The following is a 20,782-nucleotide window of genomic DNA, read 5'->3' on the forward strand; positions in this document are numbered from 1 at the left end:
CCTCCGAATACCCAGGCCCCCTTCGGCGAATTCCTCAACAAAGCGAAAAATCAACGCACCCTGATCCCAGACGACAATGGCGCCAGATCACTTGAGTCCATCACCGCACCCGAACACCTCACCCCCGGGCGGCGGCCGGGGAGGCAGGGACTCGGCGGGCCCGGTGGCCCGATGGACCGGTACACCCGGACGCCAGGCGGGCCTGGTAGCCCGGCGAGCCAGGTGGACCCGGAGGCTCGGAGGCCAGCGGGGTCAGAAGCCTGGGCGCGAGGGCCGTCGGGGAGTCTGGCGGCACAGGGAGTCCGGGCGGCCCAGGGGCGGGCAAACCGGAAGCGGGCGGGCCAGGGAGCGGGGACCAAGGGGCGGAGAATCGAGAACCGGTGAGCGGGAACCTCCGCTCCATGCGGCCGTCGGGCGAGCCGAAGGTGTGCGCGGCCAGTGCAGCAAAAACGGGTGCGCCAACGTCGGGCGCGGCGAGAGTAGGGGCAGCAAGGGGCACGCCAGCCTGACACACCTGCACCAGCTCCTCGCAGGGCCATGCCACCCGCCCCCAGCTCACCCGTGCACCGCCAGATCGCACCGCCCCACTTCGACATCCCCGCCCTGCCATACCGCCGCCGCGCCGCCCAACATCCCCGCCCGCTCGGCCGTACCGCCCGATCGCGCCGCCGGGCCGCACCGCGCCGGCCGACCGCGCGCTCCGCCGCCGCCTTACACGCCGTACCGCTTGGTCATGCCGCCCGTCCCCTCTGCCGGGGCCGCCCTTACGCCGCCACCCACCGGGACGCTCGGTCGCAGGTTTTCTTCGCCGGATGTCTGGCCTCGACCGCTCCGACCCCACGGGGCCGGTCGTTCCTCAGCAGCCATGAACCCCTCGACGCCCGCAGCCCTCAGAACCTTGCCTGAGAAGGCTCGGCATCCCACGGCCTCATCGGCGCGACACCTGCCACCTCGCCGGTACGCCCCTACCGACGCACGCCGGAGGCCATCGGCAGGCCCAAAGGGCGGACGCAACCCCATGGCTCAGGCTTTCTCCCGCGAGCCCAGATCACGAATTCGCCACCCGGAGATCACCCACTACCGAGAGTCACAGAATCCCCCGAACTTTGACCGGAAACCCTTACCTGACGTCATTCACGCTGACGAACAAACTGCGCCCCTGAAAGCTCTCGACAAAGCGATCATGCGGATTATGCTTCATCGCGCAATTTGTACGTATTTGCCGCCAATCGCGGTGGGTTTTACGGGGAGACACCATGACCGACGACGTGAAAGGCCCGGGGGCCGGCACACGCGTTCACGAGGCCATATCCACCCAAGCCAGGAAAAGTCCTGACAGCATCGCCGTCATAGCCGGCACCACCCGCCTCACCTACGCCGACCTGGACCGCACGGCCAACGGCATCGCCCACACGCTGCTCGACCGCGGCATCGGACGCGGCCACCACGTCGGCGTCTGCCTGGACCAGGGCGAATGGCTGCTCCCGGCGATCCTGGGCGTGTGGAAGGCGGGCGCGGCCTACGTTCCCCTCGACCCCGCCTACCCCGCCGAACGCTTACGGTTCATGGCCGCGAACGCCGAGGTCACCGCCGTGCTCTCCGCGACCGCGCAGGCGGCGACGGCCGCCCTCACGGGAGCGGAGGTCGTCCACGTGGACGACGTCGCGCCGCGCGAGGACGCGCCCGGCGTCGCGGGAGACGCCGCCGACGCCGCGTACGTGATCTACACCTCCGGCTCCACCGGGACCCCCAAGGGCGTGGTCGTGGAGCACCGTAACACCATGAACTTCCTGGCCTGGGGCGCGTCGGCGTACACCGCCGAGGAGCTGGGCGGCATGCTGGCCAGCGCGTCGATCTGCTTCGACGCCTCGATCATGCTGCTGTTCGTCCCGCTCGTCGCCGGCGGCACGGTGATCATGGCGGAGAACCTGCTCGCGCTGCCGTCCCTGCCCGCCCGCGACGAGGTGAGGACGGTCTTCGGCGTCCCCTCCGCGCTGTCGGTGCTGCTGCGCGACCCGCTGCCGGCCGGGGTGCGTACGGTGGTGTCGGGCGGCGAGCCGCTGACCGCCGCGCTGATCCGCCAGATCTACGCCAACCCGGGCGTCCGGCGCGTACTCAACATGTACGGCCCGACGGAGTGCAGCACCGCCTGCACCTTCTTCGAGGCGGGACGCGACTTCGACGGCGAGCCGCCCCTCGGCGAGCCGCTGGCCGGGGCCGTGCTGTCGGTGCGCGACGCGCAGGGCCGGCCCGTCCAGGACGGCGAGCTGGGCGAGCTGTGGATCGGCGGGCCCGTGGTGGCCCGCGGATACCTGGGGGTGGACTCCCCCGCGTTCGGCTCCGGCCCGGACGGCGTCCGCGTCTACCGCAGCGGCGACCTGGTCCGCCGGGTGGACGGCGAGCTGCGCTACGCGGGCCGGGCCGACGACCAGGTCAAGATCCGCGGCATCCGGGTGGAACTCGGCGAGGTGGAGGCCGTCCTGGGCGGCCACCCCGCGGTGCGGCGGGCCGTTGTGGTCGCGCAGACCGGCGACGACGGGACCGCCCACCTGGTCGGCCACGTCGCCGCGACCGGGGTGAGCGAGCCCGAGCTGCGCGAGTGGCTGGGCGACCGGCTGCCCGGCCACCTGGTCCCGGCCCGGATCGGGGTCGGCGAGAGCCTGCCGCTGGCCCCCACCGGCAAGGTCGACCGCGCCGCCCTGCCCAGGCTCGGCTCCACGCGGCTGGTCGCCGCCGCGCCGGTCGCGCCGCGGACCGACGACGAGCGGCTGGTGGCCGACGTCATCGCCGAGGTGCTCGGCCTCGACGGGATCGGCGTGCTGGACCGCTTCGCCGACCTGGGCGGACACTCCCTGGCCGCGGTCAGGGTGGTGAACGAGCTGTCGCGGCGGCTGGGGCACACCGTGCCGCCGGCGGCGTTCCTGACCGAGCCCACGGCGGCCGGGCTGGCGTCCCGGCTGCGCGAGACCGTCCAGGAGCCGGTGCGGCGGGACGGCGGCCGGAGCATGTACCCGCTGACCGGCATGCAGCGCGAGTTCTGGACCCTGCGGCAGCTCCATCCGGGCAAGCCGGTCACCACCGTGTCGGTCCGGCTGCGGGTGAGCGGCCTGCGGGACGCCGCGCCGCTGCGGGCGGCGCTGGACGCCGTCGTGGCCCGGCACGAGGTGCTGCGCAGCACCGTCGCCGTGGCCGAGGACGGCGTGCCGTACGCCGTGACGCATCCGCCGGTTCCGGTGCCGTTCGGCGAGCACGGCCCCGAGGCCGACCCGGAGCGGGTGGCCAGGCGCGCGGGCGCGTACGTGTTCGACGTGGCGGCCGAGGTGCCGCTGGTCCGTGCCGAGCTGTGCTGGACCGGCGAGGCGGTTGCCGAGCTCGTGGTCGTGACCGATCACCTCGCCTTCGACGGCGGCTCTGTCGGCGTCCTGATGGACGAGCTGGCCGCCGGGCTGGCCGGACGTCCGGTGGCCGGGCCCGCGGTCCAGGTCGGCGACGTGGCCGTGCGCGAGCAGGAGGGGCATCCGGAGCTGCCGCGGCTGCGCGAGTTCTGGCAGCGGGAGCTGTCGGGCGCGCCGGTGACGCCTCCTGCGCCCGCCGACCTGACGGCGGCGCGGGTGACCAGGCCGCTGCCGGAGGAGTTCGTGACCGGCGTGTCCGCGCTGGCCAGGCGGTGCGGCGCGACCCCGTTCGCGGTCTACCTGGCCGGGCTCGCCCTGGCCGGCGCCGAGCCGGACACGCTGATCGGCGCGGTCGCGGCGCGCCGCGCCGGCGCCGAGCTCGCCGAGGTCGTCGGCCCGCTGGTCGACACCGTGCCGGTACGGCTGCGTACCGGCGAGGCCGCGACCTTCCGCGACCTGGTGCGCCAGGCCGCGGACGCCACCACGCGGGCGCTGATCCACCAGGAGATCCCGCCCGCCGAGCTGCCCCGCGCCGCCGTGCTGCTGGCCATGCAGCACAGCGAGGTCCCCGTGCGCGTGGACGGCCTGGAACTGCTCACCGAACTCGGTTCGGGAGCCGCCGGTCACGAGCTCAGCGTGCTGGTCAACCGCACCGCCTCCGGCGGCGAGCTGCACCTGGAGTACGCCACCGCGCTGCTCGATCGAGGCCGCGCCGAGGCGTACGCGGACCGCCTGATCGCCATGCTCCGGCACGCCATGACGGACCCTGGCCGGGAGCTGGAGCTCGTCACCCCGGACGAGCGGGCCGCGCTGCTGGCGCTGTCCGCCGGGCCGGAGCTGCCGCGGCCGCTGCCGACCGTGCCGCGGTCGATCGCGGCCCACACCACGGGAACGGCCGTGGTCGGCCCCGACGGCACGTCGCTGAGCTTCGCCGACCTGAACGACTGGGCCGACCGGGCGGCGGCGACGCTGCTGGAGCGCGGCGTGGCGCCGGGGGACGTCGTCGGCGTCTGCCTGCCGCGCGACCGGCTGATGCCCGCCGTCCTGCTGGCGGTGTGGCGGGCGGGCGCGGCCTACCTGCCGATGGATCCCGAGCACCCGGCCGAGCGGCTGCGGCTGCTGGCCGAGGACGCCGGGGCCCGCGTCGTGCTGGCCAGGGGCGGCGTGCCGGGGCTCGACGTCCTGGACCTCGACCGGCTGGAGCTGGACGGCCGCGCCGAGCTGCCCGAGGTCCGGCCAGGCGACCTGGCGTACGTGATGTACACCTCCGGCTCGACGGGCACGCCCAAGGGCGTCGAGGTCACCCACGCGAACCTGGCCGCCCTGGTGGCGGGCACGGCGGCCGCGCTGCGCGTGGGCCCGGACGACGTGCAGCCGGCCGTGGCGCCGCTGACGTTCGACGCCGCAGCCTCCGAGCTGTGGACGGTCCTGACCTGCGGCGGGACCAGCGTGGTGGTGGACAGGGCCACCGCCAGGGACGGTCACGCGCTGGCCGAGGCGGCCGCCAAGGCCACGGTGCTCGACCTGGTGCCGACGGCGTACCGGATGCTGATCGAGGCCGGCTGGACCGGCGACGCGGAGCTGCGCGCGGTCACCGGCGGCGAGGCGCTGGACCCGGCCCTGGCGGCGGAGATCCTGGCGCGGGCCGGCGAGCTGTGGAACGCCTACGGCCCCACCGAGGCCACCGTCACCTCGACCATGCACCGCGTGTCCGCCGGCGAGCCCGGCCCGGTGCCGATCGGCTCGCCGATGCCCGGCGAGCGGGCCTACGTCGTCGACTCGCGGCTGCGGCTGCTGCCGCCGGGCGCGGTGGGCGAACTGCTGCTGGGCGGCGCGGGCGTGGCCCGGGGATACCGGAACCGTCCGGGGCTGTCCGGATTCGTGGAGGATCCCTTCGTCCCCGGCGGCAGGTGCTACCGGACGGGGGACCTCGCGCGCCGGCGGCCCGACGGGACGCTGGAGTTCCACGGCCGCCGCGACCACCAGGTGAAGGTCCGCGGCTACCGCATCGAGCTGGGCGAGGTCGAGGCCGTGCTGCACGAGGTGGCCCAGGGCGCGGTGACCGTGTCCGGCACGGGCGCCCAAGCCCACCTGGTCGGCTACGTCACGCCGGAGACGGCCGATCCGGCGGCGGTGGAACGACATCTGCGCGCCCGGCTGCCCGACCACATGGTGCCGCGGCGGTGGGTGGCGCTGGCCGCCCTGCCCACCCTGTCCAGCGGCAAGGTGGACCGCGACGCCCTGCCCGAGCCCGGTGACGGCCCGCGGGCCGAACGGGTCGCGCCCGCCTCCGACGCCGAGATCATGGTCGCCTCGATCTGGTCGGCGGTGCTCGGCCGTCCGGCTGTCTGGGCCGACGACGACTTCTTCGCCCTGGGTGGCAGCTCCTTCGCCGCCACCCGCGTGGCCGGGCGGCTCCGCGAGGTCCTGCAGCTCGCCGTGCCGGTGCGGCTGCTGTTCGACCGTCCGGTGCTCGCCGACTTCGCCGCCGGCCTGGAAGAGCTGCTGCTCGCCGACCTGACGGGCGGGGTGGAGGCATGACCGAGGTGCAGCGGGACCGGGTCGCCGACCTGCTCCGTTCCCGGCTCGCGGCGGCGCGGGCCGCGGCCGAGACCCTTGAGGAGGCCGCTCCGGCGGGCATTCCGGCTCTGTCGGCCGCCGACATGCCGCTGTCCCCGCTCCAGGAGCGGCTGTGGTTCCTGGCCCAGCTCGAGCCGGACTCCCCCGCCTACAACGTGCCGCAGGCGCTGCGGCTGCGCGGGCCGGTGGACCTCGACGCCCTCACCGGCGCGCTGGCCGACGTGGGCGAGCGGCACTGGGTGCTGCGCGGCGTCGTCGAGGGCCGGCGGGTGCGGCCGGCCGCCGGGGTGCCTGTCAGCGTGGTGGAGGTGACCCCCGAGTCGCTGGAGCGGGAGCTGCGGGCCGAGGCCTGGCGGCCCTTCCGGCTGGACGCCGAGCCGCCCATGCGGGCCACGGTGTTCCGGCTCGGCGCCGACGACCACGTGCTCGTGCTGGTCCTGCACCACATCGTGACCGACGCCTGGTCGGAGCAGGTGCTGCTGCGCGACCTGTCGGCGCTGTACGCGGCCCGGCTCGGCGCCGGCCCCCGGCCGGAGCCGCCGGCCCTGCAGTACGCCGACGTCGCCGCCTGGGAGGCCGGCCAGAACGCGCACGAGACGGCCGGCGAGACCGACCTGGACTGGTGGACGCGGCGGCTGGCCGGGCTGGCCCCGGTGCTCGACCTGCCCACCGACCGGCCACGGCCCGCCGTGCCGGCGTGGAGCGGGCGCACGGTCGGCTTCGAGGTGCACGGGGAGCTGGCGGCCAGGGTGCGGGCCACCGCCGGGACGACGCCGTTCATGGTCTTCCTGGCCGGGTTGCAGGCGCTGCTGGGCCGGTTGGCCGGCAGCGACGACATCGCGGTGGGCGTCCCGCACGCCGGACGGCACCATCCCGACACCGAGGGCGTGGTGGGCTGCTTCCTCAACACCCTGGTGCTGCGTACCGACGTCGGCGGCGACCCCACCGGCCGCGAGCTGCTGGCCCGCGCCCGCACGACCGCGCTGGACGCCTTCGCCCACAGCCGCACGCCGTTCGAGCGGATCGTGGAGCGGTTGCAGCCGGAGCGGAACCTGTCGGTCACCCCGCTGTTCCAGGTGATGCTGAACGTGTACGACAGCGTCACGCCGGTGAGCCTGCCCGGGGTCGAGGTGGTGGCCGAACGGCTGACGTCGCCGACGGCCAAGTTCGACCTCAACCTGACGCTGGAGGATCGCGGGGACGCGTTCGACGGCGTGCTCGAATTCCGCACCGACCTGTTCGACGAGGCGACCGTCCGCAGGCTGGTGGACTGGTACCTCGCCCTGCTCGGCGGGATGCTGTCGGACCTGGACGCGCCGGTCGGGGCCGTGCCGCTGGAGCCGGTGACCGGGCCGGTCCTGGCCGGACCCACGCCCACCGTCGCGCCCGGCCAGGCCGTGCACCACCTGATCGAACGCTGGGTGGACACCACCCCGGACGCGCCCGCCGTCGTGGGCGCGGATCGCAGCCTGTCCTACGCCGAGCTGGAGTCCGCCGCCAATGGCGTCGCGCACTGGCTGATCGAGGCCGGGGTGCGCGCGGACGAGCCGGTCGGCGTGCTGCTGGAGTCCGGGGCTTCCCTGGCGTGCGCGCTGTTCGGCGTCCAGAAGTCCGGCGGCGGATACCTGCCGATGGACCCGACCTATCCGGCGGCGCGGATCGCCGCGATGCTCGACGCCGCCGGAGTCCGAGCCGTGATCACGGTGTCGGAGTTCACCGACCGCCTCGGCCCGGACGTGCGGGTCCTGGAACTGGACCGACTGCCCGACCTGCCCGCCGAGCGACCCCGCGTGGACGTCAGGCCCGAGCACCTGCACCACGTCATCTTCACCTCCGGCTCCACCGGCACCCCCAAGGCCGTCGCCGCCGAACACCGCAACGTCCTGAGCTACCTCAACGGGATGCTGCCCCGCATCGACGTCCCCGGTGGGTCGTTCGCCGTCGTCTCCACACCGGCGGCCGACTTCGGGCTCACCTGCGTGTTCGGGGCGCTCACCACCGGCGGAACCGTCCACCTGCTGCCGCGCGAGACCGCGATGGACCCCACCGCGTTCGCCGACTACCTCACCCACCACCAGGTGGACGTCGTCAAATGCGTCCCGAGCCACCTGGAACTCCTGGCCTCGGGCGGCGACCTGACCGCCGTCCTGCCGGGCGAACTTCTCATCCTCGCCGGCGAAGCCTGCCCCTGGGACCTCGTCGAACGAGCCCAGAACGCCAAACCCGGCCTGCGCATCCAGAGCCACTACGGCCACACCGAATCCACCATGATCTGCCTGGTCTGCGACACCGACCAGATCCCCGCGGAACGCCGGACCGGGATCGTCCCGCTGGGCCGTCCCCTGCCGGGTGTCCATGGCCATCTGGTGGACTCGCGGCTGCGGCCGGTCCCGCCGGGCGTCCCTGGCGAGCTGGTCGTCGGCGGTCCCGGCGTCACCCGCGGCTACATCGGGCTGCCCGAACTGACAGCCGAGCGGTTCGTCCCGGACCCGCTGACCGGCGACGATCGCTGTTACCGCAGCGGCGACCTGCTCCGCCTCACCGCCGACGGACAGATCGAGTTCCGCGGCCGGGTCGACGACCAGGTCAAGGTGCGCGGCTACCGCGTCGAACTCGCCGAGGTCGTCACCGCCCTGCGAGCCCTCCCCCAGATCTCCGAAGCCGTCGTCCTGCCCATCGGCGAGGGCAAGGCCAGGCAACTGGCCGCCTGGGTCACCCCCGCCACGGCGAACGTCCCAGCGGTCCGCTCGGCGCTGCGCGAACGGCTGCCCGACTACATGGTCCCCGCCCACGTCGTCGCGCTCGACCGGCTTCCCCTCAATCCGAACGGGAAGATCGACCGAGCCGCCCTCCCCGAACCGCAGCAGGAGGCGGCGGCCTTCGTGCCGCCGAGCACGGCCGCGGAGCGGCTGGTGGCCCAGGCGTGGGCCGAAGTGCTCGACGTGGAGCAGGTGGGGGCGAACGACGACTTCTTCACGCTGGGCGGGCACTCCTTCGCCGCCACCCGGGTGGCGGGCCGCCTGCGCGAGCAGCTCGGCGTCGCCGTACCGGTGCGGCTGCTCTTCGAGCACTCCGTGCTCGCCGACCTGGCCGCCGCGCTGCCCCGTCCCGCCTCGGCGGCGGTGGCGCGACGCGAGCGCGTGGACGGCCCGGCGCCGCTGTCCGGCGCCCAGGCCAGGCTGTGGTTCCTCGCCCAGCTTGAGCCGGACGGCACGGCCTACAACGTCCCGATGACCTTGGGATTGCGCGGGCCGCTGCGGGCGGACGCGCTGCTGGGCGCGGTCAGGGACCTGGCCGAGCGGCACGAGGTGCTGCGCAGCGTGATCGTCGCCACCGGCGCCGAACCGGTCCTGGAGGTACGACCGGCCGCGGAGGTGCCGGTGACCACCGTGACCATCGACCGTTCCGAGGTCGAACGGGCGGTGGCCGAGCAGCTCGCCACGCCGTTCGCGCTGGACCGGGAGCCGCCGATGCGGGCGGTCCTGTTCGTCGTCGGCGACGCGGAGCACGTGCTCTCCCTCACCTTCCACCACATCGCCACGGACGCCTGGACGCGCGGCCTCCTGCAGTCGGAGCTGTCGGCGCTGTACGCCGCCCGGCTGGGACTGCGCCCGCCGCCGGGCCCGCCGCTCGCCCAGTACGCGGAGGTGGCGCCCGTCCCGGCCCTGGCCGATTTGGACTGGTGGGCGGAACGGCTGCGGGGGCTGCCGCCGGTGCTCGACCTGCCGACGGATCGTCCCCGGCCCGCGGTGGCCGACCCGGCGGGGGCCTCGCTGGAGGTCGAGCTGCCGGGGGAGCTGGCGGCCAAGGTGCGGTCGGCGCCGGGCATGACGCCGTTCATGGTGCTGCTGGCCGGGTTGCAGGCGCTGCTCGCGCGGCTGTCGGCGGTCCACGACATCGCGGTCGGCGTGCCGGTCAGCGGACGGGACCATCCCGACACCGAGGGCGTGGTGGGCTGCTTCATCAACACCGTCGTGGTCCGCACCGACCTGGGCGGCGACCCGACCGGCCGGGAGCTGCTGGACCGGGTCAAGGAGGCCGCGCTGGGCGCGCTCGCCCACGCGGGAGCGCCGTTCGACCGGGTGGTGGACCGGCTGCGGCCGGAACGCAACCTGGCCGCCACCCCGCTGTTCCAGGTGATGCTCAACTACATCCCCGACCAGGGACGTCCCGAGCTGCCCGGCCTGGAGGCGACCTCCATCGAGCTCCCCGAGCGGACGGCGAAGTTCGACCTGGACCTGTACGTGCTCGACAGCGGCCCCGGGTCGCCTCTGCGCGGCGGCTTCGGCTACCGCACGGACCTGTTCGACGAGGCGACCGTCCGCAGGCTGGTGGACTGGTACCTCGCCCTGCTGGACGGGATGCTGTCGGACCTGGACGCGCCGGTCGGAGCGGTGCCGCTGGAGCCGGTGACCGGGCCCGTCCTGGCCGGACCCACGCCCGTGGACGCGCCCGGCCAGGCCGTGCACCACCTGATCGAACACTGGGTGGACACCACCCCGGACGCGCCCGCCGTCGTGGGCGCCGACCGCAGCCTCACCTACTCCGAACTGGAAACCTCCGCCAACCGCATCGCGCACTGGCTGATCGAGGCCGGGGTGCGCGCGGACGAACCCGTCGGCGTGCTGCTGGAGCCCGGCGCCTCCTTGGCGAGCGCGCTGTTCGGCGTCCAGAAGTCCGGCGGCGGATATCTGCCGATGGATCCGACCTATCCGGCGGCGCGGATCGCCGCGATGCTCGACGCCGCCGGAGTCCGAGCCGTGATCACAATGTCGGAGTTCACCGACCGTCTCGGCCCGGACGTGCGGGTCCTGGAACTGGACCGACTGCCCGACCTCCCGGAAACCAGGCCGGAAAGCGCGGTGCGACCGGAACACCTGCACCACGTCATCTTCACCTCCGGCTCCACCGGCACTCCCAAGGCCGTGGCCGCCGAACACCGCAACGTGCTCGGCTACCTCAACGGGATGCTGCCCCGCATCGACGTCCCCGGCGGGTCGTTCGCCGTGGTCTCCACACCGGCGGCCGACTTCGGCCTGACCTGCGTGTTCGGCGCGCTGACCACCGGCGGGACGGTGCACCTGGTGCCGCGCGAGACCGCGATGGACCCGGCCGCGTTCGCCGGATACCTGGCCGAGCACCGGGTGGACGTCGTCAAGTGCGTCCCGAGTCACCTGGAGCTGCTGGCCTCGGGCGGCGACCTGGCCGCCGTGCTGCCGGGCCGGCTGCTGGTCCTGGCGGGCGAGGCGTGCCCGTGGGACCTGGTGGAGCGGGCCCGCGCCGCCCGTCCCGAGCTCAGGATCCAGAGCCATTACGGCCACACCGAGTCCACGATGATCTGCCTGGTGTGCGACACCGAGGAGATCCCCGCCGACCGGCGGACCGGCATCGTGCCGCTGGGCCGTCCGCTGCCCGGCGTGTACGGCCACCTGGTGGACGCCGGAATGCGGCCGGTGCCGCCCGGCGTGCCCGGGGAGCTGGTCGTCGGCGGCCCCGGGGTCACCCGCGGCTACATCGGCCGGCCCGAGCTGACCGCCGAACGGTTCGTCCCCGACCCGCTGACCGGGCAGGGACGCTGCTACCGCAGCGGCGACGTGCTCCGCCTCACCGCCGACGGGCAGATCGAGTTCCGCGGCCGGGTGGACGACCAGGTCAAGGTGCGCGGCTACCGCGTCGAACTCGGCGAAGTGGTGACCGCCCTGCGAGCCCTCCCCCAGATCGCCGAAGCCGTCGTCCTGCCCGTCGGCGAGGGCAAGGCCAGGCAACTGGCCGCCTGGGTCACCCCCGCCACGCCGAACGTCCCGGCGGTCCGCTCGGCGCTGCGCGAACGGCTGCCCGACTACATGGTCCCCGCCCACATCGTCACCCTCGACCACCTCCCCCTCAACCCCAACGGCAAGATCGACCGAGCCGCCCTCCCCGAGCCCAAGCCCGAAGTCACCGCCTTCGTGCCGCCGAGCACGGCGGCCGAGCGGCTGGTGGCCCAGGCGTGGGCGAAGGTGCTCGACGTGGCCGAGATCGGCGCCCACGACGACTTCTTCGCGCTCGGCGGCGACTCCTTCGCCGCCGTCCGCGCGGTCAAGGAGATCGGCCGCGGCCTGCGGGTGATCGACCTGTTCACCCGGCCGACCGTCGCCCAGCTGGCCGCCTTCCTCGGCCAGGACGGCGGCGCGGGGCTGCTGCACCGGCTCGGCGGGGGCCCGGCCAGCGAGTTCACCCTGCTCTGCGTGCCGTACGGCGGCGGTTCCGCGGCGGTGTACCAGCCGCTGGCGGCCGCGCTCGGGGACCGGGTGGAGGTGCTGTCGGTCGAGCTGCCCGGCCACGACCCCGCCAGGCCCGAGGAGCTGCCACTGCCCCTGGAGGACCTGGTGGAGGCGTTGTCCGCCGAAGTGGCGAAGTCCTCGACCAGCCGTCCGGTGGCCGTGTACGGCCACTGCGTCGGCTCCGCGCCGGCCGTGGCGCTGGCCCGCAGGCTGGAGGCCGACGGCGTGCCGGTACTGGGCGTGATCGCGGCGGGCAGTCTCCCGTCCGCGCGGCTGCCCGGCCTGGCCAGGAAGCTGTTCCGCGGCGACCGTCTGGTCTCCGACCGGCTGTTCCGCGACGCGCTGCGGGCGTCGGGCGGCCTGCTCGACGACATGGACGAGGCCGCCAAGGCGACCGCGGTGCGCGCCATGCGCCACGACTCCACGCAGGCGCAGGAGTGGTTCACCCGGGAGCTGGCCGCCGGCGGCCCGCGGCTGGCCGCGCCGATCCTGTGCCTGGTGGGCGAGCGGGACCGGGCCACCCAGCTGCACGAGGAGCGCTACGCCGAATGGGGCGCCTTCGCGACGAGGGTGGGACGCGCGGTGCTGCCCAGGGCCGGTCACTACTTCCTGCGCCATCAGGCCGAGCCGCTGGCCGCCCTGCTGTTCGACCAGCTACGGCGCTGGTCGGACGGCGAGCTCCCGGATCCGGTGCGCGCGCCTGACCGGACCGGCCTGCGCTCGTTCTACACCGTCGCCGGCGGTCAGTTCGCGTCGGCGGTGGGCAACGCGCTCAGCGCCTTCGCGCTGGGCATCTGGGCCTACCAGCGCAGCGGCGAGATCCTGGACCTGGCGCTGGTCACGATGCTGGCGCAGATCCCGGCCGTGCTGCTCACCCCGCTCGGCGGCGCGCTGGCCGACCGGGTGGACCGGCGGCGGATCATGCTCGCCTGCGACGCCCTGTCGGGTGTGGCGATGGGGGCGCTGGTGCTGCTGATGGCGACCGGCCGGCTGGAGTTGTGGAACGTCTGTCTCATCGTCGCCGTCACCTCGATGGTCACGGCGTTCCATCAGCCCGCCTACCTGGCCGCGATCGCGCAGCTGGTGCCCAAGCCGTACCTGCCGCAGGCCAACGCCATGGCCAACCTGGGGTTCGGCGCGGGCAACGTGGTGGCCCCGCTCGCGGGCGGGGCGCTGATCGGCCTGTTCGGGCTGTCGGCCGTGATCTCCATCGACGTGGCCACGTTCGCGATCGGCGTCGGGACGCTGCTCGCGGTCAGGTTCCCGGACCGGCTGTTCCACCGGCGGGAGGAGAGCTTCCGGGCGGCGCTGAGCGGCGGATGGCGCTTCATCCGGCGGCGGCGGCCGCTGCTGGTGATGGCGGTCTTCTTCGCGGTGGTCAACTTCTGCACCGCGCTGATGTGGGTGCTCATCACCCCGATCGTGCTGTCCATCGGCAGCTCGGCCGATCTGGGCGTGGTGACGGCCGCCGGAGGTCTCGGCGTGGCGGCGGGCACGGGCGTGATCCTGGTGTGGGGCGGCAGCCGCCGCCGGGCGACCGGCATGATCGCCTTCGTGATCGGGTCCGGGGTCGGTGTCGTCCTGATGGGCGCGTGGCCGGTCGTGGGGCTGGTCGCGGTCGGCCTGTTCGTCCGGCTGGCGTGCATGAGCATCGGCAACGCGCACTGGCTGTCGGTCATCCAGACCAAGGTGGGGCCGGACCTGCAGGGCCGGGTGCTGGCGGTGAACGTCATGCTGGCCACGGCCATGCAGCCGCTGGGCTTCCTGTCGGCCGGTCCGCTGGCCGAGTGGGCGCAGCCGCTGACCTCCCGGCCGGGCGGCGGCGCCGCGGCGGTGCTGCTGGCCAGCGGCGTCCTGCTGGTGGTCTGGGGCCTGCTCGGGCTGCGTCACCGGCAGCTGCACCACATCGAGGACCTCATCCCCGACGCGGCGCCGCCCTCGGAGGCCGCCGCCGACCTGAACGCGATCCAGGAGAAGGTGCTGAACGGATGATCTTGGTATCCGCGTCCGACGTGCGGGCCGCCGCGGACCGCATCGCCCCGTTCGTCCGGCGCACGCCGCTGCTGCGGCTGCCCGGCGAACGCCTGTGGCTCAAGCCGGAGAACCGGCAGCCCACCGCCTCGTTCAAGGTGCGCGGCGCCGCGAACGCGGTGGCCCGGCTGGCCGGGCGGGGCATCACGCACGTCGTGGCCCAGTCCTCGGGCAACCACGCTCAGGCCATCGCCTACGCCGCCGCCCGGCACGGCCTGCGGGCCACCGTCGTCCTGCCCGACACCGCGCCGGAGCTCAAGGTGGAGGCCGCCCGCGGGCTCGGCGCCGAGGTGGTCATCGTGCCGCCGGCGCTGCGCGAGATCACCTGCCTGGCGCTGGCCGACCATCTCGGGGCGACCGTCGTGCGGTCCGACGACTTCGACGTGATCGCCGGGCACGCCAGCGCCGGGGCGGAGATCGTCCTCGACCTTCCTGAGGCGGGCACGATCCTGGTGCCGGTCTGCAACGGCGGCCTGCTGGCCGGCGTCGCGGTGGCGGCCAAGGCCGCCGACCCCGCGATCACCGTGATCGGGGTCGAGCCCGAGCTCGCCGCCGACGGCGCGGCCAGCTTCCGCAGCGGCAGCCGTACGGCCTGGCCGGTGGAGCTGACCTACCGCACCAGGGCCGACGGGTTGCGCGGCCCCGTCCTGGGCGAGCTGGCCTGGGAGCACATCCACCGGTACGTGGACGACATGCTGACCGTCGGCGAGGACGACATCGACGCCGCCGCCGGCCTGCTGTGGGACCGGCTGGGCGAGCGGGCCGAGCCCAGCGGGGCCGTGACCACCGCCGCCTACCTGGCCCATCAGTCGCTGCTGCCGGACGGGCCGGTCGTGGCGATCGTCTCCGGCGGCAACGTGGCGCCCGCCCTCCAGCCGGCGGCCCGGCAGGCGGAGTGACCCCCGCCCTCGCGTCCCATGGTCGCGGGACCACCATGGGACGCGAGGGGCGGGGACGGCCGCTACGCCTCCTCGGAGACCCCCATGTACATCACGCTCGGGTGCGCGGGGTTGAAGGCGATGGAGGTGACCCGGTCGTAGGCGTTGTGGTTGACGGTGACGCGGTCCTTGCGGGACTCGTACTTGTAGATGTCCGTGCCGATCGCCGACCATCCGGTGCCGAAGTCGAAGTAGAGGACGTCGGCGTCCTTCGGGTGCGGGGCGAGCAGCGGCCCGTTGGGGATCGTCACCACCGCGTCCTGGTCCACGGCGGGGGTGAAGGTGCGGCCGCCGTCGTCGGAGCGGTAGATGTGCCGCCCGCCGGACGGCACGCCGGCGTCCAGCTCCGCCAGGTTGAGCCCCATCGCCCACACGACGTTCCCGGCGGCCGGGGAGATCGCGGCGCTGAACACGTTGACCCGCTCGCCGTTCCCGGCCAGCCCCTCGGCCGAGGCCCAGGTGCGGCCGCCGTCGAAGGTGACGCGGGCGCCGGTGTCGGAGGCGCCGAGCACCACGTGGTCCAGGTTCTGCGGGTCGAACACCGCCGTGTAGGACATGCGGGTGTCGCTCGGTGACCAGGCCGGCACGCCGGCGGGCTGCCAGGTGCGCCCGCCGTCCCGCGACTCGTGCAGCTGGCCCTGCAGGTCGGACGCCCGCAGGCGGTCGCCGTCGCCCCGGTCCACGCCGATCCCGATCAGGTCGCCGCCCGGCCCGGTGAGCGGCGTGACGCCCTCGGGCGTGGCGAGCGCAAGGTTGCCGTCGCGGTCCCAGGCGTAGGCCCGGCCGCCCTGGGCGGCGACCAGCTCGACGAAGGAACCCTTGACCTCGCCGGCCGCGTTCCAGGTGCAGCCGGCGTCCTTGGAGGCCAGCAACTGCCTGTTGGACATGGCCAGCAACTGGTTCGGACGGTCGAGCGCGACCAGCCCGGTGGTGTAGACAACGGGCCCGAGCACCTTGCTGGTGGACGCGATCTTCTTGCCGTCGTTCCACGCGTAGGTCACAGAGCCGTCACCGGCGACCGTCTGGCAGACCGGCCGGCTCCAGCCCGTGCCGTCGAAACCCTCGCCGGTGCTCCTCGCCATGGCCGGCGCGGCGGCCGACAGGACCGTCAACGCGGTCGCGAGCCCGATGGTGAACGCCTTCTTCAACACTGCCTCCCCGACAGGAATCTGGTACGCGTTCGTTCCTATCGGTGAATGCGATGCTCAGGCTAGGTCTGCCCGCGGCTGGTTCACGCCATGGCAGGTATCTGACAAACTGTTCGATCATGAACGCGGACGACAACGCCCTCGCCGCCGTCGGCGTGGACGCCGAGGACGAGCAGATCTACCGCACCCTGCTGCGCCGGCCGCGCACCACGCTGCCCGAGCTGGCCGCGCACACCGGCCGCACCACCGTGGCCCTGCGCCGGGCGTGCTCCCGGCTGGAGGCGCTCGGCCTGGTCAGCCGCATGGCCGGCCGCCCGGTCCGGTACGTCCCGACCAGGCCGGACGTGGCGGTGGCCGCCCTCATCTCCCGCCGCGAGGAGGGGCTGGCCCAGGCCAGGCTGGCCGCGCTCGCGCTGCTGGCCGAGACGCCGCGGACGGAGAACCTGGCCCCCGAGGAGCTGGTCGAGGTCGTCCAGGGGCAGGCGGCCGTGGTGCAGCGGTTCACCCAGTTGCAGCAGACCGCGACCGAGGAGCTCCTGGTGCTCGACCGGCCCCCGTACGCCCAGGACCCCTCCCAGCAGAACGCCCCCGAGATGGAACGCCTCGCGCACGGCCTCGTGGTGCGCGGCATCTACGACGCCTCGGCCCTGGAGATCCCCGGCAAGCTCCGTCTCGCCCAGGAGTCGGCGGCGGCCGGGGAGCAGGCCAGGGTGAGCCCCGAGGTGCCCATGAAGCTGGCCATCGCCGACCGCAGGACCGCCATCCTGCCGCTGAACGCCGACGCCTCGGCCCACTCCGGCAGCGCGGTCATCGTGCACTCCTCGTCGCTGCTCGACGCGCTGGTCGCGCTGTTCGAGGTCCTGTGGCGGGCGGCGCTGCCGCTCCCGCTCTACGACGCGAGCTCCCGCCCGGCCGACATGCCGGACCCCGAGCTGTTCACGCTGCTCGCGGCCGGGCTCAAGGACGAGGCGGTCGCCCGCCAGCTCGGGGTGAGCCTGCGCACGGTGCACCGCAGGGTCAGCGAGCTGATGGACCGGCTCGGCGCCCGCACCCGCTTCCAGGCCGGCCTGCTGGCGGCCCGCCGCGGCTGGTACGACCTGGACGCCTGACCGCCGTCCCGCCCGCGCGAAATCGTTTGCGCCCGCCCGGCCCGGACGGATAGGAAGCTCAGATGCTGAAGGGCGGCAAGGTCGGGCTGCGGGCCCGCCACGAGGACGACATCCCGATCCTGCGGGCCGAGCTCCACGACGACCCGGTCTACTCCTCGCGGGCCGGGAACCGTCCGTGGCGGCCGGTCACGCCCGGCACGCAGGACTCTCGGCTGGTGGTGGACGACACCGTGGCGGCGGTCGTCCCGTTCTCCGTGGTGGAGCTCGACGGCGGCGGGCTCGTCGGCACGGCGACGCTGTGGGGCATCGACACCCACCACCGGTCCGCGCACATCGGGCTGGGGCTGCTGCCGTCCTGCCGGGGCAAGGGCTACGGCACCGACGTGGTGGCGGTGCTGTGCCACTACGGCTTCGTGCTGCGCGGCCTGCATCGGCTGCAGATCGAGACGCTGGCCGACAACGTGGCGATGTTGCGTGCGGCCGAGCGCAATGGCTTCGTCCGCGAGGGCGTGCTGCGCTCCTCCGCCTGGGTGCTGGGCGAGTTCCTGGACCAGGTGCTGCTCGGGCTCCTGGCCCAGGAGTGGGAGCCGGCCTCGCGGGACTAGCCGGCCGGCCCCCGGAACGGCACGGTCCGCGCCGGACGCCGCCTTGTAGCATCGGGGGCATGATCTTCACAGCGAGCGCGTCCGACGTCGCCGTCGTCCTGGGGCCGGGCGGTCCGGTGGGCACGGCCTGGCTGCTCGGCCTGGCGGCGGGCCTGCGCGCGGCGGGCGTGGAGCTGCCGGACGCCGAGCTGCTCGTCGGCACCTCGGCGGGCGCGATCGCCGCCGCCGCCCTGGCCACCGGACGAGACCTGGACGAGCTCGCCGACCTGCCGCCCGCGCCCCCTGGCCGGCGGGCCGGGGACCCGACCGTGATGCCGCGCGTCCTGCAGATGCTCAACGCGCCCGGCGCCGACCCGCGGGAGGCGCTGCGCCAGGCCGGCGCGCTCGCCCTGGAGGCCGACGCGCTGCCGGAGGAGGAGCACCTGACCGCCATGCGGCGGCTCGTCGGCACCGGCTCCTGGCCCGGCCGCCCGCTGCTGATCACCGCCGTGGACGCCGTCAGCGGCGAGCCGGTGGTCTGGAGCGGCGACAGCGGCGTCCCGCTCCACGCCGCGGTCGCCGCCAGCAGCGCCGCGCCCGGCCACGCCGTCCCGATCACCGTCGGCGCCCGCCGGTACATGGACGGTGCGCTCGGCGGCGGGTCCAACGCGCACCTCGCCGCGGGCGCGGGCGCGATCGTCCTGGTCGAGCCGCTCGGGCACCTGTTCCCGGGCCCGGAGGTCGAGCGGGGCGTGCGGATCGTGCCCGACCGGGCGGCGCTGGAGGCGTTCGGCCCGGACCTCGGCGACCGGAGCCGGTGGGGGCGGGTCTACCTGGAGGGACGCCGCCAGTCCGCCGGGGTCGCCGACCTGGTCGGGCCGTACCTGCCGGGCCGCTCCGCCCCGGCCTGAACCGGGGCGTGCCCGTCGCGCAGCGGATCGGGGCGGGCGCGCGTTCCCTATGCATGAATGTTGAGATCGTCGCCCGCGCGTCCCCGCCGCCGGCCGGCGCCGCCGACGCGGTGGTGGCCGGTTTGTACCGGGAGCACCGGCTCGCCCTCGTCCGCCTGGCCCTGCTGCTCGTGGGCGATCGGGAGAGCGCGGAGGACGTCGTCCAGGACGTCTTCTCCAGGTTGCACGGCAAGAGCCCGGCCACGCTCACCCTGTCGTACGTGCGGGTCTGCGTGCTGAACGCCGCGCGCTCGCTGCTGCGCAGGCGGAGTGTCGCCGCCCGGGCGTTCCTGCGGCGGCGGGAGGACCCGGTGGACTCGGCCGAGACGACCGCGCTCCTGGGCGAGGCGCGGCAGGAGATGCTGGCGGCGCTCAGCCGCCTGCCCGCACGGCAGCGCGAGGTTCTCGTCCTGCGTTACTACCTCGACCTGTCCGACGCCGACATCGCCGAGGCGACGCGCCTGCGGCAGAGCACGGTACGGTCCACCGCCTCCAGAGCCCTGGAGCGGCTTGAGCGCGAGCTGGGAGGCCGAGCATGACCACGATCGAGGACCGGCTCAGGGACGCGATGGCGGCCAGGGCCGAGACCGTGCAGGACGACGGGCTGCCGAGGGCCGCGCCGTCGCCGCGCCGGGGGCGGGTGGCGGCCCGCTGGTGGTGGGCGCCGGTGGCGGTGGCGACCGCGACCGCCGCCGTGGTGGGCGTCACCGTCCTGGGGACCCGGACGATCGGCTCCGCGCCGCCGTCCGCCGCGGCCCCGCCGGCGGCCGCCGCGGGCCGCCTGTCGCCGCCGGTCCGGCAGGTGTGGCCGGGCGCGGTGCACGAGATCCCGGTGACGGGCCCCGGCGGCCGGGTCTTCAAGCCGGACGTGTTCGTCGCCGACCGGGTGGTGGCCGGCCGGGGGCTCACCGGCAACCGGCTCGACGGCATCTGGTCGTACGACCTCGACAAGCGCGCGTTCACCCAGGTCGCGCAGTTGCAGGACGTCAAGGTCGCGAACGAGCCGCTGGTCTTCGGCGACGGCTACCTGGTGTGGTCGGCCGTCCGGGACGACCGGTCGGAGATCTGGGCGGTGCCCGTCGCCGGGGGCGTGCCGCAGCGGATCGCGGCGCTGAGGGCCGTGCTGTCCAGCGACAACTCCTACAGCGGGATCAGGAAGCTGGCCGTCGCGGGCGGCATGGCCGTGTGGTCGCCCCCCGACGGGGGCGTCTACCGGGCCCCGCTCAAGGGCGGGAACGTGTCCCTGATCACCGGGACGAAGGGCTACTACCTGGTCGAGTGGCCGTGGGCCGGATGGCCGGTGCGCGACCCGGGGGTCGACCATCCCGTCGCCCGGCCGCTGGAGCACCTGAAGAACGTGCTCACCGGCCGGTCCAGGAACGCGGTCGCGGCCAGGAAGCGCTCGTCGTGGACCGACTGCGGCCCGGTGTGGTGCATCAATGGGACGACGGCCTGGCGGCGCGACGGGACGGACCGCCGCGACCTGCCGGGGAACGCCTCGACAACGCTCATCTCCGGCCGCTTCGTCCTGCTCAACCAGGGGGACGCGGGCGGCGGCCGCGCCCTGGCCCTGCACGACGTCGCCGCCGGGCGCACCGGCCTGCTCTTCCCCGTGCCGACGCGCCGGGGCGAGAAGGCCCCGCCCACGCTGCACACCCAGGAGGACGTGGTCTGGTTCCGGACGGCGCAGGACACCCAGGTGGTGATCGACCTGAAGGCGGCCGGCCGCTGAGCGTGGGCGGCGGCCCGGGAATCGTCCGGCCGGACAGGCATAGCGGGAGTGC

The 20,782-nt window shown here is 74.5% G+C and carries 9 protein-coding genes; 8 read left to right on the plus strand and 1 reads right to left on the minus strand.

From position 1 onward, the window contains the following. The first annotated feature begins 1,256 nt into the window (after positions 1-1,256). From ACIBST_RS37295 to ACIBST_RS37305, 3 genes are read left to right on the plus strand one after another with little or no spacing between them, the layout of a single operon-like run. Complete coding sequence (locus tag ACIBST_RS37295) at positions 1,257-5,936, plus strand: amino acid adenylation domain-containing protein (protein WP_397178273.1); 4,680 nt, start codon at positions 1,257-1,259, stop codon at positions 5,934-5,936. Beyond that, on the plus strand, positions 5,933-14,230 hold the full coding sequence (locus ACIBST_RS37300) for an amino acid adenylation domain-containing protein (protein WP_397178274.1): 8,298 nt from the start codon (positions 5,933-5,935) through the stop codon (positions 14,228-14,230). The genes ACIBST_RS37295 and ACIBST_RS37300 overlap by 4 nt, the downstream gene beginning before the upstream one ends. After that, positions 14,227-15,168, plus strand: a complete 942-nt coding sequence (locus tag ACIBST_RS37305) for a threonine/serine dehydratase (RefSeq protein WP_397178275.1) — start codon at positions 14,227-14,229, stop codon at positions 15,166-15,168. Before ACIBST_RS37300 ends, ACIBST_RS37305 begins: the two co-directional genes overlap by 4 nt. A gap of 62 nt (positions 15,169-15,230) precedes the next feature. Here ACIBST_RS37305 and ACIBST_RS37310 read toward each other — a convergent pair whose 3' ends face one another. Beyond that, positions 15,231-16,355: a WD40/YVTN/BNR-like repeat-containing protein gene (locus tag ACIBST_RS37310; RefSeq protein ID WP_397178276.1), complete on the minus strand. Its 1,125-nt coding sequence runs from the start codon at positions 16,353-16,355 to the stop codon at positions 15,231-15,233. Between the two features lie 119 nt (positions 16,356-16,474). On the opposite strand from ACIBST_RS37310, the gene ACIBST_RS37315 reads away from it, so the two are divergent. From ACIBST_RS37315 to ACIBST_RS37335, 5 genes are all read left to right on the plus strand, one after another. Then, entirely contained in the window at positions 16,475-17,464 is a 990-nt protein-coding gene (locus tag ACIBST_RS37315) for a LuxR C-terminal-related transcriptional regulator (protein WP_397178277.1), read from the plus strand. A 62-nt stretch (positions 17,465-17,526) separates the two neighbouring features. Continuing rightward, entirely contained in the window at positions 17,527-18,069 is a 543-nt protein-coding gene (locus tag ACIBST_RS37320) for a GNAT family N-acetyltransferase (protein ID WP_397178278.1), read from the plus strand. Between the two features lie 59 nt (positions 18,070-18,128). Further along, positions 18,129-18,959 (plus strand): patatin-like phospholipase family protein, encoded by an 831-nt coding sequence (locus tag ACIBST_RS37325; RefSeq protein ID WP_397178279.1) that lies wholly within the window; start codon positions 18,129-18,131, stop codon positions 18,957-18,959. A 53-nt stretch (positions 18,960-19,012) separates the two neighbouring features. Continuing rightward, entirely contained in the window at positions 19,013-19,537 is a 525-nt protein-coding gene (locus ACIBST_RS37330; RefSeq protein WP_397178280.1) for an RNA polymerase sigma factor, read from the plus strand. Next, positions 19,534-20,730 (plus strand): hypothetical protein, encoded by a 1,197-nt coding sequence (locus tag ACIBST_RS37335; RefSeq protein ID WP_397178281.1) that lies wholly within the window; start codon positions 19,534-19,536, stop codon positions 20,728-20,730. Before ACIBST_RS37330 ends, ACIBST_RS37335 begins: the two co-directional genes overlap by 4 nt. The last annotated feature ends 52 nt before the right edge of the window (positions 20,731-20,782 follow it).

The sequence above is a fragment of the Nonomuraea sp. NPDC049684 genome (assembly GCF_044465345.1).
Classification (GTDB): domain Bacteria; phylum Actinomycetota; class Actinomycetes; order Streptosporangiales; family Streptosporangiaceae; genus Nonomuraea.

Coding starts and splice junctions, on each gene's coding strand:
- ACIBST_RS37295 (WP_397178273.1), top strand. CDS start 1,257: ATGACCGACGACGTGAAAGGCCCGGGGGCCGGCACACGCGTTCACGAG.
- ACIBST_RS37300 (WP_397178274.1), top strand. CDS start 5,933: ATGACCGAGGTGCAGCGGGACCGGGTCGCCGACCTGCTCCGTTCCCGG.
- ACIBST_RS37305 (WP_397178275.1), top strand. CDS start 14,227: ATGATCTTGGTATCCGCGTCCGACGTGCGGGCCGCCGCGGACCGCATC.
- ACIBST_RS37315 (WP_397178277.1), top strand. CDS start 16,475: ATGAACGCGGACGACAACGCCCTCGCCGCCGTCGGCGTGGACGCCGAG.
- ACIBST_RS37320 (WP_397178278.1), top strand. CDS start 17,527: ATGCTGAAGGGCGGCAAGGTCGGGCTGCGGGCCCGCCACGAGGACGAC.
- ACIBST_RS37325 (WP_397178279.1), top strand. CDS start 18,129: ATGATCTTCACAGCGAGCGCGTCCGACGTCGCCGTCGTCCTGGGGCCG.
- ACIBST_RS37330 (WP_397178280.1), top strand. CDS start 19,013: ATGAATGTTGAGATCGTCGCCCGCGCGTCCCCGCCGCCGGCCGGCGCC.
- ACIBST_RS37335 (WP_397178281.1), top strand. CDS start 19,534: ATGACCACGATCGAGGACCGGCTCAGGGACGCGATGGCGGCCAGGGCC.